A 14,907-nucleotide genomic window follows, 5' to 3' on the forward strand; every position below is an offset into this window, starting at 1 on the left:
AACAATGGATTAGGAGAGTATGACATGAATTTTACAACAACATTATCCGACGAGGTATTAGATCTAGCTGTGAAAGCAGAAACTAAAATCGCTAGTTACCATAAGGAAGTAGAAAAAATCGCTTTCTTTAACCAACAAAAAGTAATACACGCTTTTAAAGAGCATCATGTAAGCGATCATCATTTTCAAACATCCACTGGATACGGATATGACGATGAGGGCCGCGATACGTTAGAAAAAGTCTATGCAACAACTTTCGGTGCAGAAGCTGCACTAGTACGCCCGCAAATTATTTCAGGAACGCATGCAATTTCCATTAGTTTATTTGGCGTTTTACGGCCAAATGATGAGCTACTATACATAACTGGAAAACCATATGACACACTTCAATCGATTGTAAGCGGTGGAGAAGATGATACTGGCTCACTTGCAGACTTCGGGATATCGTATAAGCATATAGATTTACTGGAGACTGGAGCGGTTAACTGGGAAGCTGTGGAACAGGCAGTGAAAAGTAATACAAAAGTAATTGCTATTCAACGTTCGAAGGGTTACGCTGTGCGACCTTCCTTTACGATCAATCAAATCCAGGAAATGGTCCAAAAAATAAGAGGTCTTAAAGAAGATGCCATAATATTTGTTGATAATTGCTACGGAGAGTTTGTAGAAGAATTAGAGCCGACCAATGTAGGCGTCGACTTAATGGCTGGTTCGCTTATCAAAAATCCAGGTGGCGGTCTTGCTAAAACTGGAGGCTATATTGCAGGGAAAAGCGAATTCGTTACAAAATGTGCTTATCGTATGACATCACCTGGTATTGGAGCTGAGGCTGGTGCTTCATTAAACACGCTCATGGATATGTATCAAGGGTTTTTCCTAGCTCCTCATGTGGTATCACAAGCTGTTAAAGGTGCTATTTTTACATCCGCTATTTTAGAGGAAGTTGGTATGACGACTGAACCGCATTTTTCGAAAAAAAGAACAGATCTTATTCAATCGGTTTCCTTTTCAACAGCTGAACAAATGATTCAGTTCTGTAAGGCGATTCAAATGCATTCTCCTGTAAACGCTCAATTTGCACCAGAACCCGCGTATATGCCTGGGTATGAGGATGACGTGATTATGGCTGCAGGGACATTTATACAAGGATCAAGTATGGAACTAACAGCGGATGGACCAATTCGTCCCCCTTTTACCGCTTTTATTCAAGGTGGATTAACGTATGAGCATGTGAAATATGCCATTTTAGGAGCAGTACAATCATTAAAAAGATAGACGTAGAGCCACTTTCTGATTAAAAAGAAAGTGGCTTTCCTATTCTATTAATTTCTATGTAAGTTTATATAACATGGAGTTGACATGTTAGCTAACATGACATATACTACTTTTATAACCAACTAGGAGGTGCAGCGATGGAAAAGGAATGGAGACGTTCCATGCCACTGCTATCAATGAATATTGTCATGCAGCTAACCGGTTTAACTGCTAGACAAATTCGGTATTATGAAGAGCAAGATTTAGTTCAGCCTGCACGTACGGAAGGTAAACAGCGTATGTTTTCGTTAGATGACATCGATGTATTATTAGAAATAAAAGATTTGCTTAAAACAGGAGTGAATATTGCTGGTATAAAGCAAATTTTTGAAATGAAAAACAATCCCGCAGCCTCTAAAGATGTACGACAAGTGATTTCCGACAAAGAATTACGTGCGATTGTAAAAGAAGAGATGCAACTCGCGCAGAGACAGCAACGAGCATCTTTACGACAAGGGGACCTATCTCGATTCTATCGTTAGAACGAGGTTCATATAAAATAAAATTTTTGGGAGAGTGAATAAAATGGGCAAGTTTACAAAAGAAGATATTAAAAAGTTCGTTCAAGAACACGAGGTGAATTTTATTCGTCTTCAGTTTACAGACATACTAGGTACGATTAAAAACGTAGAAATTCCAGTGAGTCAGCTCGACAAAGCTCTCGATAATAAAATGATGTTCGACGGATCTTCTATTGAAGGATTTGTTCGAATTGAAGAATCTGATATGTACTTAGTTCCAGATTTAAATACATGGGTTGTATTCCCTTGGATTACAGGTAAAGGGAAAGTTGCTCGTCTAATCTGTGACGTAAATAAAGCGGACGGAACTCCATTTGCAGGAGATCCACGCAGTAACTTGAAACGTGTGTTAAAACAAATGGAAGAATTAGGATTTACAAGCTTCAACTTAGGGCCAGAGCCTGAATTCTTCTTATTTAAATTAGATGCACAAGGTGAACCAACGCTTGAACTAAATGACCACGGTGGTTATTTTGACTTAGCGCCAGTCGATCTTGGTGAAAACTGTCGTCGTGATATCGTGCTTGAGCTAGAAGAAATGGGCTTTGAAATTGAAGCATCTCACCATGAAGTAGCTCCAGGTCAACACGAAATCGACTTTAAATATGCGGATGCAATCACTGCTTGTGACAACATCCAAACATTCAAATTAGTAGTAAAAACAATCGCTCGTAAACATGGTTTACACGCAACATTCATGCCAAAACCACTGTTTGGCGTAAATGGTTCAGGAATGCACTTTAACGTTTCTTTATTTAATGGAAAAGAAAATGCATTCTTCGATGAATCAGCTGACCTACAATTAAGCGAAACAGCTATGCAATTTATGGCTGGAGTATTAAAACATGTTCAAAGCTTTACAGCAATTACAAATCCTTTAGTAAATTCATACAAACGCCTTGTTCCTGGTTATGAAGCACCTTGCTACGTTGCTTGGTCTGGTCAAAACAGAAGTCCATTAATTCGAATTCCTTCTTCAAGAGGATTAAGTACACGTATCGAAGTTCGTTCTGTTGACCCAGCTGCAAATCCATACCTTGCAATGGCTGTAATTCTACAAGCTGGTCTAGATGGTATCAAAAATAAATTAACACCACCACCAGCAGTTGATCGCAACATTTATGTGATGACAGAAGAAGAACGTAATGAAAATGGTATTTACAACTTACCACCAACATTATTTGCAGCTATTCAAGAGCTTGGTAAGAGCCCAATAATCCGCGAATCACTAGGGGAGCATATCTATGCTAACTTTGTAGAAGCAAAAGAGATCGAATGGGATATGTTTAGAACAACTGTTCACCCATGGGAACGTGAACAATACTTGAAAATGTATTAATCTTGATTTAACAGGGTTTATGCACCAGTTTTATGGGGTGTTATAAGTGGAAGAATTCTTAAAAATTATTCGCACCCCAATTTCACCCCAAAAAATAGGTAAAAAAATATTACTTGAAAACATCGTTCAGTCGTGAGTTGACTCGATCGGTGTTTTTCTTTTTTATTTTCTTGGAAACATGGTCGTATACGTCTGCTGTTATTTGATAACTACCATGACCCAACTGCTTTTGGATATACTTGATATCTGTCTCTGCTTCCATCAATAAAACTACATATGTGTGGCGTAAAGAATGTATAGGTAAGGCTTTATTACGCAAATCACCTTTTTCACATTGAGGAGATTCGTTTGTGGTTATCGCAATATTTACCCCTTCTCGTGCTATTTCAAAATGAATGCAATAATCCCTTTCTAATTGAAAGGGATCTGCAAAAAAGCATCATCTCTTAGGAGGTGATGCTTTCCTATTGAATTAATAATGGGAGTTTCCATGTCGTGACATGCACTGGATAAAAGCCATTGGTTTCACACGTTATTGATAGTCAGGGTGATAATACAACATGTAAACAGTGGAATTTAAAAAAGATGACTCCGGCACAGTACCGAAGATCGCAACGTAAGCTGCAAGGTTTCTTTTATTAAACTGTCCTAATATAAGGGCTCAGTTCATTTTAGAGATGACCGTTTTTTTATGCGATTATCTTTTTTGCTAAAACACTCATTCTTCTTCAAAATTATGGGTACGTAAGGGAGTGAATCCTGCTTGAGATAGTGAGTAAATTTAAATTTTGTCCTTCCATTTGTTTTATGGATCGCCTTTGATTTCTTGGGTGGTTAAGGGTGTGCCTCTGCATCTTATTAATTTAGTTTCGTATATTTTAAACTTAAAAAGAGAACAATGGAATTAATATGGAATTTTACCGTTCTTCCAAAAATGCTTTTTTACATATAGAGGTGAGGGATGTACATGTTTGGGAAAAAACAATCAAATGAAAATAAGCCTGTTTCTCAATCAAACGCAGAATCAGAATTATCAATAGAAGCTCTAAAAAAAGCCCTCGTTCAAATGGATGATGCGGAATTTGTGGAAATCAACATTTCTGAAAATCAAAATGTTGATCTTATCTACGTAAGAACCCTGATTGACCAAGAAAGATTAAATGAAAGCATTGTAAAACCTTTATCTAACTGTTCCAAACAATCCATTCAGGAATGCAATGTTCACTCAACAATAAACTCCATTTCCACTTTTAAAGAGGCAAAAAAGCAGCTGTTTAAAGGATCAGTCTTGTTATTTGACTCTTCATCAAACCTTTGGTTCGCTATCCCTTTAAAAAATCCACTTGGACGTGCAATTGAACCATCCGATACTGAAACCATCCTTTTAGGAGCAAAAGACAGCTTCAGTGAACAGCTAGAACAAAATATTACGCTCATTCGTAGACGTCTTCCAACACATGATCTGAAAACAGAGAAGTTCACCGTTGGTTCTTTAAGTGAGACAAATGTGGTCTTATTGTACATAGAAGGGCTGACCAATCCAGAATTTGTTTCAACCGCCAAAAAGAAGATTTCGGAAATTAATTATGATCTCTTCTTTGATTCTTCTCAAGTAGCGGCATTCATGGAGGAACATCAAGATAGTATTTTTCCTCAGTTTCAGCAAACTGACCGACCTGATGTTGTTGCTTATTCTCTGGGATTAGGAAAAATTACGATTCTGGTAGACAATACACCTTTTGCTCTCGTTGCCCCAATTACTATTTTTCATTTGTTCCAATCACCAGAGGATTATATTAATCGATGGGTAGTTGCCAGTTTTTTGCGCATCATCCGATATGTAAGTTTTATTCTGTCTATCACATTGATCCCATTCTACGTGGCATTAACAACTCATCACTATCAAATGATTCCTTTACAAACACTTTTCGTCTTGGTGGAGTCAAGGAGCAAGCTTCCGTTCACTCCTTTTTGGGAAGCATTTATCATGTTGATTTTTATTGAGATTATAAAAGAAGCAAGTTTAAGGATGCCAACAAAGACTGGTCAAACGCTTGGGGTTATTGGGGGCATTGTAATTGGTCAAGCAGCAGTTGAGGCTGGTTTGGCAAGTAAGGTGTTAATTGTCATGGTAGGGATTTCAACTATCGGATCCTTTCTTGTTCCTAATTACCTTGTGACAAAGGCGAATTCATTGATTCAATTCATTCTTCTTGTATTTTCTTCGTTTCTTGGGATAGTAGGGATTGTTCTGGCAATGATTATCATTTTAGCCCACCTTAATGGCTTGTCTTCACTCAAGCAGCCATATTTATCCCCTGTTGCCCCTTTCTACGGAAAAGATTGGCTTGACCTATTCATTCGAGGGCCTTTAGTCAAAATGAAGGAGCGTCCAGAACATCTTAAACCGCTGAAGATGAAGAGATATCCAACTAGGAGATGAACTGATGGTAGCCCTTCAATTATTTAATAAGAATGAAACCTATAATGGGTTCTATGTCATGTTGATGGTAAATCGCCTCCAAATGCTTTACTTTTTTTTGATTATGCCAAGGTTTTTGATCCATTCATATATGATTTGGGTGATTATAGCGGTCGGCATATTGTCTCAACTAAACATTCTTCTTATATCCAAATGGTTTTTAACCCGGTTTTCTAGCGAAGGATACAACGGATTTGTCCAATTATTCGGAAAAAAACTTGTACGTCTCCTCTCATTCATCGGGTTGTTCTTTATACTGCTTAAACTTTTCGTGATTATGTTAGGATTCTCGGAAATGATTCAAATATTTATGTTTCCAGCTACAGATTCAAATTGGCTTATCTTTTTTATTCTGTTGTCTTGTTTGTATGTAGCATGGAAGGGCGTTGAAAAAACTATACGTTTTGTCGTGATTTCATTTTTGTGTACATTTTGGATGTTCTTATTCTTTGCTTTTTTCTTCTTTCCTCCAATAGCTCAACTCACCGATTTGTATCCGATTATTCCAATGGAATTAAGCGGGGATTCCTGGAAAGGAATATTTTTAATTTTATCTTCATTTTCAGGGCCTGAATTTCTGGTATTTTTGGGACCGTGGTTTAAAACAAATAATAAGACATTTCGCTATTTGTCTTATGGCAATGCTCTAACCGTTATAGAGTATGTATCCTTATATATGGCGTCCTTATTCTATTTCGGTTCCAATTATTTAAGCAAAGGTCAATTTCCAATTGTCACTATGGCCCGTTATTTTCAAAATCCAATAATTGAACGTATTGATATGGTCATGCTTTCTTTGGAATTATTTAACATCGTCTTTGCGGTTTCAATTTTTCTACTGTTGTTTTATGGAGCATCTAAAATAGCTAATGGGAAAATGGAGAGTCCACCCAGTCGAGTAGGCTTTTTATTCAGTGTATTCATTATTTTAATTGGAATGATTCTTGTGAATGAATGGATTTGGAAGTCAGATGAAAAGCAGGTTATTTTACTTAATCTTCAAATTTTAGCAGGAAGCTTAAGTTACTTAGTGGTTCCAATTATTATTATCGTAGTGATGAAGATAAAGGGGGTTAATAAACATGAGACTACGAAAGAAGATGGCTAAAAAATTGTCAATCATATTTATGGCATTATGGTTAACTGGATGTGCCCCTTTTACTGAAAATAACATTATTGAAGAGCTTGCTCCAGTCACATTTTTATCACTTAGTAAAGGGGATGAAGGTAAAATAAAAATCAGTACGATTTTGGCTCCTCTAAGCAAAGAAAAAAAGAGTGTAATGACGCAAGAAGTAAGCTTAATAAAGGAGGGATTAAGGAATTTTAATTTAAACTTCTACCAGGAAATGAAATCTGGGCAAATGCGAATGCTGATAATTAATGAAGACCTCGGAAAAGAGGGGATTATGTCCATTATTAATGTGTTATTGACTGATCCGGATATTTCTTTGAGAATCTATTTAGTTATCGTAAAAGGAAATTTTGAAGAATACTTGGAAAATCAATTGGACAAACAAGAAAATCTTGATTACTCTTTTTACCGAATGCTGAAGCACTATGAGGAAAAAAATCAGGGAGAATTAAGTGTCGTTAATCTACATGAATTTAAAAATTTGTTATATACTCCTTATTCAGATCCTTTCTTACCTGTATTCAAAATAGAAAATGACGCTATCAGCTATGAAGGTACAGCCCTGTTTCAAAATGATAAACTAGTTGAAATAATAACAACTTTTTATGATCGTATCTTCCAGCTGTTAAACAACAATCACTACTTAGCAGTTTTACCGATCCCAGAGTTAGAGGTTGTTCTAGGTCATGTTAGGTCTAAAACGAAAGTGGATATCAATAAAAGCTTGTCTACTATGACCTATACAGTGAATATAGACTCAAGAATTGAAGAATACCGGGGAGAAAAGCAATTATTTGACCCAAAGGATTTAGAAGATTTGAAAAAAGATATCCAATCCAATCTTGAAAAACAAACACAAGAACTAGTAAAAAAGATGCAAGAATTGAATGTGGATCCATTACAGCTAGGCATTCATACATTAAAACCATTCTCAAAACCAATGGATGAAAAAAAATGGATTAAAATTTTCGAGAAGATGGAAATTAAGATTGATTATCAGTTTAATATTGAGCCTTTGACGGATTCAAACGCAAAAAGTTAATTAAGGTGACATTTGTATAATTACATATCCTAAACCAGCGTTGAATATGGTTTTCCATGCTTTTTCGGAGTTTCCTAGCATGAAAAAGAATGCGCCACCTATCATAATGACACTTGCTATTGGAAAACTAATCGCTACATGATTTGAACTAGTGGGTCTAATACAAATGCAAAACACATAAAGAAGACCACTCTTTGTAAGCGGCCCTCTTTATGTGTTTTATTGTTAATTAACAATTACTTCATTTACAGCTACTAGGTAATGACAAAGTTCTTCAGGCGCTATATTTTATATGGAATCAATAGTATAATTTTCACCCCACAAACACCCCATGAATACCCCGTTTGCTAAGACAAAACATGAAATCATATAATAAACTAAATTTACGATAACCTATATATATAGGTTTATTTGTACTGAATGACACCCAAAAACAGGTCGGTATATCATCCGCACAACTGTTCACCCATGGGAACGCGAACAATATCTAAAAATGTATTAATAGTAAAGCGTTGGGGCTCTAGGCTTCCAACGCTTTTTCTTTCGTTTCTTTTTCTCATTTTTGGGCAAGTATTTAGATTTGCCCAATTATTTTACAAGAGATTTCATAAAATCATTAAATTGATCCATTGATTTTTGTTCATAGCTTTCCGAAATATGTGAGTAAATATCAGAAGTTGTTTTCATAGATTCATGCCCAAGACGTTCTTGTATCACTTTCATGGACCAACCAGCCTCTAACAACATGACTGCATGTGTATGACGTGTTGAATGGATTGGCAAAGATTCGACACCTAGATGCTCCATAGCAGCTTTAAGAGTGTGTATTTTTAAAGTCAAAACCACTGGAATATTTTTCCTGATACATAAAAATAAGTATACTCGATATTTTTTTCAATATATATGGTTTAAGTCACAGTACGACCAAACGTTGCCGTAGACACATATTATGTACTAAGAAAATTAAAAAGGGCAATCAAATATAGATTGCCCGTAGAATTATTATTATTTATCTGGAAAGTCTACATGTAGTGGTGGAGGAACAAGCCAACCTTTACTTTTATTCAATCGTAACAATTTGGCACCTAGTTGAGCTTTATTCAGATGGAATTGACCATACATTAAACCGATATCTTCTCTAATGGACATTCCCATAGCTTTGCTGCAAGCAACTAAACCTGCAGCTACATTCATTGAAAGTGAAGCGCTGATTTCAGGATCGTAAAATCTTGCACCAGGTGGAATGTCCTCTAATCTTGCTTCCGGACGTTCAGGTGGTGCGGGAGGAAGCGCGACTCCATTTACTTTTAATATCTTTTCTAATTGCTTATTTTCGTCTTTCATACTGTAAATAAATTCTTCAATTAGTTTTTGTAAATCTTGGTCACCAGTGTGATTAAAAAACGTTTGATATGCAGCAATCAATCCATTGTTTGTTGCCAGATTTGTCCAGATTCCGAACACTTCACCATAATGTAAAGGTTCATCTTTTGGGTTTCCAGTTAGTATTCCCATTATTGCACTCCCTAACAATTCATAATTTTTCATACAAGGACTAGGATGTGCGGAGTATAAAAGATTATTCATTTGTATGGGAAATTTAAGAAACAGCAAAGTTTAAATTCGTAATTCGTATGTAAAGTGACACATTAATCGAAGTAAGGAGTGAATTTGGAGAATGGAAAAATGTTACCAATGTGATAATGGATGTAAAGAAATTCACTGAATTAAAGTCATAGATGAATGTGGAAAATTAACTATTGAAAATGTATGTAGTGAGGAATATGGAGAAGAAGTGCGACAAGAGATGTATCACTTACATTTTAATCGAGCAAATGAAGTAAATAATCAGGTATTTCAAAGACTCAAGTAGTGAAGTGATTCACAGTACGCCCATAATGCGAACTGCAATTTTAAATTGTATATAAATAGATAAAAATTAAATTGGATATCTCACCACTTTTATTATCAAGCTAATCATTATCAAATCGGAGCTTTTTAATACTTGTAAAAGGGTGAGAAATTGAGGACAAGATTGCAGAAAATGAAACAAGAGGATGGAAGCAAATAAGTGACATAAAAGAAGACTATGGGAAATTTCAAGTATTTCTTAAGTTTGATGCGATAAGGAGGCTCTAAGATGGGCAAGAACATTACGTTTGAAGTTACTGAAAATATTCACTGGGACAATTGGGGAAGGCTTATAGTGGTTTTTTCCCAAGGTCAAATATGTGAAGGTACACTACATGAAGACGGAACAGTTACAGCGGAAAGTCCGTATTATGAGACGTCTCTGACTATGTTGATTTAGATAGTATTAATATTTTATAACGACATAGTTCGACCAAAGTCTTTGAAGAGGCTGAAATAGAGAGGTTCATAGAAATGTGGGAGTATGGTTATAGCGTCTTATCAATCTATTATGTATTAAATCGAATTCCCTTGGAAATTGGATTACTTGCAATGGATAGAGCCGAAACTGGGTTTATAGATCAAAGAAAACTCGGAATCAATGGAAGACTACGACAAATACAGGTAATGCTTATGCCGTCACATTAGACCTTGCACCAATTGAATATAAAAATGGTATGGGCTTAGTTTTAACAATTAATGCAGAAGCACAGCAGCTGCAACAGTCAGTGTAAATGGACTTGAATAGGTATCTATCGAAAAGAAAGAGGATTTCAAATTGGAATTTTCAAGTCCGACATTAAAAAAAGAAACCGAAACATCCTTGCTCAGTAAATCACATCGTCAAATTATTATAGATGCAGCTGTAAAAGAAGGAGCAAATAAAGAATAGCCTGACAAACTAGAAAATAAGACGATCGGACGCTGGTGTAATAGGGTTAGCGGTTAAGTATACAATTGCGGGTGGGGGCTTTTTTATTTTAGTAAAAAAATTATAATGTATAGTTCGATTAGATTATGACAATAACTAGCTTGTAACAACAACTCAAAGGAGGTACTACAATATGAAAAAATTACTAGGACTTTTTCTTGTATTTTTGATCGCTTTTTCATTTACTGAATCTACCTATGCTACACCCAATACCACTACAAACAATACTCCTGACACTGACACTAACACAACTTCCGATATGGATGACGACGATGATACTGATTGGGGCTGGATAGGATTATTAGGGTTAGCGGGATTGTTAGGATTACGCAGAAGAGAAGAAATTAAGTAAGTAATATGATAAAAAAAGCGACCTCTTCTTAATTAGATTGGTCGTTTTTTTATTTGCCCAAAAGGAGTTGTACAAATCGATGTCGAATTGTGGTAATAAAAGGAGCTGGTTGAATTAATAATCTATTTTTAGTGTGCTTGAACCAAGTATAGAGCTAATAAAAGCACATATATATTCATTAGCTAAGTACATAATTATCGTTATCTTATTTGGAGCAATAGGATATTATATCACGTCCTATACTGGATTGAGAGAAATTAGAGTATTTGTAGCTTCTGCTCTTTATTTTTTGTATTGGTACTTTTTTATTTATTTGTTTCTACCTAACCTTAATAGCTAAGGAAAAAGCACCCTATCTTTGGAATGGGTGCTTTTTTTATTTGTCCAAAAATTAATAATTATTATTAGTTGTAAAATCAATCTAATGTTCTTTTATTATATAAAAAAGGGGGAGGTTAAAATATTTTTTTTAGATCTCGTTCATCCTTTAGTAGTTCAACTGCTTCTCGGAAGCGAAGAGAGTGAATATTTTCTCTTTCTCTTAAAAAAGCTAAAGCATCATTAATACCTGGGTCGTCTGAAATATCGATTAACCATTGATATGTTGCGCGTGCCTTTTCTTCTGCTGCGATATCTTCATACAAATCCGCAATAGGGTCACCTTTAGATTGGATAAATGTCGCTGTAAACGGAACACCACAAAAGCTTTTGATGCTCAGTGGACAATCTATTTTAAAATTATTGTTTTAAATAAATATTGGAAAAGATTAATTTAAAATCAGTTACAATATAATTGACCACAGAAAGTTTTTAGGGTGCCCAACTCATACAAAAGGAGTTGCCCAATTTTTGCCCAATTTTGTCTAATATGTAGTGATTAATAGTGACAATGAGATTACCAATTTAACTATTTAATGAGGTTTATGACGTTTAAATACGGGTTAAAATGTGTACGTATAGAATCCGCACAACTGTTCACCCATGGGAACGTGAGCAATACTTGAAAATGTATTAATCTTGATTTAACAGGGTTTATGCACCAGTTTTATGGGGTGTTATAAGTGGAAGAATTCTTAAAAATTATTCGCACCCCAATTTCACCCCAGAAAATAGGTAAGAAAATATTATTTGAAAACATCGTTCAGTCGTGAGTTGACTCGATCGGTGTTTTTCTTTTTTATTTTCTTGGAAACATGGGCGTATACGTCTGCTGTTATTTGATAACTACCATGACCCAACTGCTTTTGGATATACTTGATGTCTGTCTCTCTTCCATCAATAAAACTACATATGTGTGGCGTAAAGAATGTATAGGCAAGGCTTAGCTCTTTTTAGAATACGTTCAAGCGCATTAAAGAGGGTTGATTTTGGCATTGGTTCCCCATCTTTTCTACAAAGCGCTAAATTGAGATCATTGACGATAGACGTCGTTTAATATAAGTTTGTTTTGATTTTGAAAGTTTAGATGCGCTTTTAATGCACTTGCTGTCGTATCAGCCATTTCAATAACTCGTGATTTGCGATTCTTTGTATCTCCAAACAAATCATCTTCTTCGCTTGGTTGAAAGTCAAGACTCTTATTAATGCTAATTGTCATTTAGATGCCAGAATTTCCTGAAGCCTATGTCGTTGCACAGCCTATTTCTTCATAAACTCGCCCATAATTAAATGACAAAAAAAGGGAACCGAATCATCTTTAGAGATCCGGGTCCTTTTTTTAATTTCAGCAGTCAAAATTTGTTGTAAAATTATCCATATTTGTGCGTGTATAACTAATAAGCAACACTAGCGCACCCGTCGAATTTATACACTACGTATATTTATTCACCGCCCCTTGCTGCAGCGAGGTCTTTCTTTATGCAGAGTGAATATGGATGTATAGACTAATTGTTCGGGTGATAGGCATCAAATGGAAAAATGCTAGGAATGACGTGGTAACTACTAATGTCGAGAAATTATTCGATTAGTGCGCACAGGTACACACAAAAAAAAAAAAATCAGAAAAAACGAAATATTCTATTTCTTTTTTAAAAATGTGTGCTAGAATAACTTTATAATTGTATACAATTATTTTAAAGGCGGTGAACCAGTTGAATGAAAGAGCAAAAGTCAGTCGAGTCTCTACGAAAGATATTGCACATAAAGCGTTGAGAGAAATGATCATCAAAGGTGAACTGGAACCGGGTCAACCAATTGCGGAGGAAGAGTTAGCCAAAGAGCTACAGATCAGTCGAACCCCTCTTAGAGAAGCTCTTCAGATCTTGGAACTGGAAGGATTGGTCAATCGCAGTTTAAACGGCCGTATGAATGTGGCGCCGATTTCGATCCAAGAAGTGAAAGAAATATTTGTTATCCGTAGCAACTTGGAAGGGATTGTCGTTGAAGATGCCATTGATAATATCACGCAAAAGGACATTGACCACTTAACCCATCTCATCAAATTACTCAAAATGGCGATAAGCCTGGAAGATTATGAGACAATCGATCGATTTGGTAAGCAATTCCACGAATACATTTACACGGTGAGTGGCAACAAGATAGCGGTCAAGTTCTTGTATCAGCTCAACAGCATGATCAACCGGTACAGGCGATTGGCACACAAAAGTATTGGCGATACAAAACGATCCGTAAAAGAACATAAGATGATCCTTCATTACATCATCCAAAAAGACAAGATCAACGCAGTAGAAGAAATGAAGAAACATATTTTAGGTTCGTTGAATCAAGCCATCAAGACGGTCGAAAAATACGAACATACCCAATTCTAACAAGAGAAAGGTACAGATTGAAATAGATTGCGAACCATATGAGAGGAGGAAGAGTTCATGACATATGCAGTAATGGGCGGTGGAAATACAGGGCAGGCCATTGCAGGATATCTGAAATTGAACGGAGAAAGCGTGAAATTGTATACCCGTGATCCACAGAAAGCTGAAAGAATTTCTACACAAGGGTTGGAAGTGAAAGGGATCTATTCGGGGCACGTCGATTTAGAGGCATCGACCACCATAGATCAGGTAATTGCAGAGGCCCAGTTTATCATTGTATCGACGACGGCTATGGGGCATGAGACGATTGTCAATCAAATTAAACCGTTCTTGCAACCCAATCAAACCATCATCTTTTTTCCAGGCTACTGGGGTGCACTAGAATGTGAACGAATTCTGGGTACTGATTTGATTACAGAAAAGAACATTACAGTGGCCGAAACGAGTGCCATGCCTTTTGTCAGTTTGGCCGATCAAGCCGGTTCTGTTGCGATCACTAAAATTAAATACAACGTACTAATTAGTACGTTGCGTAAAGAGAACCAGATTGCTCCATCGTTTATGGAAAGGTTTCCGCAATTGATTCCGGGAGAAAGTGTATTTGAGACTTCCTTAAATAATTCCAATGTGGTGATTCATCCTCCGATCACCCTGTTTAACGCAGCAAGGATTGACGCATCCGAGAGATTTCAGTTCTATCCTGACGGAGCATCTCCCTATTCCTGTAACTACGTAGAAAAGATGGATAAAGAACGACTGGAAATAGCAAGTCGTCTACATGTCGATCTTCAAAGTATTTTGAGTATCTTGAATGAATTTTATGATTCCGATTATCCCACGTTATATGAAGCTTTGCCTGGCTTGTTCCCTACTGGATTAGGTCCTACGACACTCGATTATAGGTATCTGACAGAAGACATTCCTTTTGGACTTGTTCCGATTTCAGAATTAGGGAAAATCTTAGGGTTGGCAACACCGTATACCGACTCCATCATCAGCACGGCATCTTTACTTATGAACAGCGACTATAGGCAAGTAGGGATTCGCTTTCAGGGGCTGACCGAGGAGAATCTACGGCGGATGTCCATGGTATAGCACATATAGGATTTGAA

The 14,907-nt window shown here is 36.3% G+C and carries 14 protein-coding genes and 1 pseudogene; 10 read left to right on the top strand and 5 right to left on the bottom strand.

The features are described from left to right. Positions 1–24 precede the first annotated feature (24 nt). From MHB48_RS06955 to glnA, 3 genes are all read left to right on the top strand, one after another. Entirely contained in the window at positions 25–1,275 is a 1,251-nt protein-coding gene (locus MHB48_RS06955) for a methionine gamma-lyase family protein (RefSeq protein ID WP_342600776.1), read from the top strand. A 137-nt stretch (positions 1,276–1,412) separates the two neighbouring features. Beyond that, complete coding sequence (locus tag MHB48_RS06960; RefSeq protein ID WP_340919353.1) at positions 1,413–1,796, top strand: MerR family transcriptional regulator; 384 nt, start codon at positions 1,413–1,415, stop codon at positions 1,794–1,796. Between the two features lie 43 nt (positions 1,797–1,839). Beyond that, positions 1,840–3,174: a type I glutamate--ammonia ligase gene (gene glnA / locus MHB48_RS06965; RefSeq protein WP_342600777.1), complete on the top strand. Its 1,335-nt coding sequence runs from the start codon at positions 1,840–1,842 to the stop codon at positions 3,172–3,174. Between the two features lie 109 nt (positions 3,175–3,283). Here the strand turns inward: glnA and MHB48_RS06970 are convergent, their stop codons facing one another. Beyond that, a complete protein-coding gene (locus tag MHB48_RS06970; protein WP_342600778.1) occupies positions 3,284–3,493 on the bottom strand; it encodes a tyrosine-type recombinase/integrase in 210 nt (69 codons plus the stop codon). Positions 3,494–4,141: 648 nt separating this feature from the next. On the opposite strand from MHB48_RS06970, the gene MHB48_RS06975 reads away from it, so the two are divergent. The 3 genes from MHB48_RS06975 to MHB48_RS06985 all read left to right on the top strand — a co-directional run bounded on the left by MHB48_RS06975 (position 4,142) and on the right by MHB48_RS06985 (position 7,833). Beyond that, on the top strand, positions 4,142–5,617 hold the full coding sequence (locus MHB48_RS06975; protein WP_340919360.1) for a spore germination protein: 1,476 nt from the start codon (positions 4,142–4,144) through the stop codon (positions 5,615–5,617). A 103-nt stretch (positions 5,618–5,720) separates the two neighbouring features. Continuing rightward, positions 5,721–6,764 (top strand): GerAB/ArcD/ProY family transporter, encoded by a 1,044-nt coding sequence (locus tag MHB48_RS06980; protein ID WP_342601319.1) that lies wholly within the window; start codon positions 5,721–5,723, stop codon positions 6,762–6,764. Then, positions 6,757–7,833, top strand: coding sequence for a Ger(x)C family spore germination protein (locus MHB48_RS06985; protein WP_342600779.1), 1,077 nt, complete (start codon positions 6,757–6,759; stop codon positions 7,831–7,833). Before MHB48_RS06980 ends, MHB48_RS06985 begins: the two co-directional genes overlap by 8 nt. Before the next feature lie 588 nt (positions 7,834–8,421). Here MHB48_RS06985 and MHB48_RS06990 read toward each other — a convergent pair. Both MHB48_RS06990 and MHB48_RS06995 read right to left on the bottom strand, forming a co-directional pair. Continuing rightward, entirely contained in the window at positions 8,422–8,679 is a 258-nt protein-coding gene (locus MHB48_RS06990) for a tyrosine-type recombinase/integrase (RefSeq protein ID WP_340919368.1), read from the bottom strand. A gap of 159 nt (positions 8,680–8,838) precedes the next feature. Further along, on the bottom strand, positions 8,839–9,348 hold the full coding sequence (locus MHB48_RS06995) for a DUF3231 family protein (protein ID WP_342600780.1): 510 nt from the start codon (positions 9,346–9,348) through the stop codon (positions 8,839–8,841). Between the two features lie 625 nt (positions 9,349–9,973). Between MHB48_RS06995 and MHB48_RS07000 the strand changes: the two genes are divergently transcribed. Together MHB48_RS07000 and MHB48_RS07005 are read left to right on the top strand one after the other, a co-directional pair. After that, positions 9,974–10,144, top strand: a complete 171-nt coding sequence (locus MHB48_RS07000) for a hypothetical protein (protein WP_342600781.1) — start codon at positions 9,974–9,976, stop codon at positions 10,142–10,144. 664 nt (positions 10,145–10,808) lie between these two features. Then, positions 10,809–11,027 (top strand): WGxxGxxG family protein, encoded by a 219-nt coding sequence (locus MHB48_RS07005; RefSeq protein ID WP_342600782.1) that lies wholly within the window; start codon positions 10,809–10,811, stop codon positions 11,025–11,027. A gap of 455 nt (positions 11,028–11,482) precedes the next feature. Here MHB48_RS07005 and MHB48_RS07010 read toward each other — a convergent pair. Then, a pseudogene (locus MHB48_RS07010) lies at positions 11,483–11,725 on the bottom strand (manganese catalase family protein); the annotation flags it as partial. A 713-nt stretch (positions 11,726–12,438) separates the two neighbouring features. Beyond that, on the bottom strand, positions 12,439–12,624 hold the full coding sequence (locus MHB48_RS07015; protein WP_342600783.1) for a hypothetical protein: 186 nt from the start codon (positions 12,622–12,624) through the stop codon (positions 12,439–12,441). Between the two features lie 493 nt (positions 12,625–13,117). On the opposite strand from MHB48_RS07015, the gene MHB48_RS07020 reads away from it, so the two are divergent. Both MHB48_RS07020 and MHB48_RS07025 read left to right on the top strand, forming a co-directional pair. Then, positions 13,118–13,795, top strand: a complete 678-nt coding sequence (locus MHB48_RS07020) for a GntR family transcriptional regulator (RefSeq protein ID WP_342600784.1) — start codon at positions 13,118–13,120, stop codon at positions 13,793–13,795. A gap of 57 nt (positions 13,796–13,852) precedes the next feature. Beyond that, a complete protein-coding gene (locus MHB48_RS07025; protein WP_342600785.1) occupies positions 13,853–14,890 on the top strand; it encodes an NAD/NADP octopine/nopaline dehydrogenase family protein in 1,038 nt (345 codons plus the stop codon). Positions 14,891–14,907 lie beyond the last annotated feature (17 nt).

Origin of the sequence: Psychrobacillus sp. FSL H8-0483, assembly GCF_038637725.1 — a bacterium.
GTDB lineage: Bacteria > Bacillota > Bacilli > Bacillales_A > Planococcaceae > Psychrobacillus.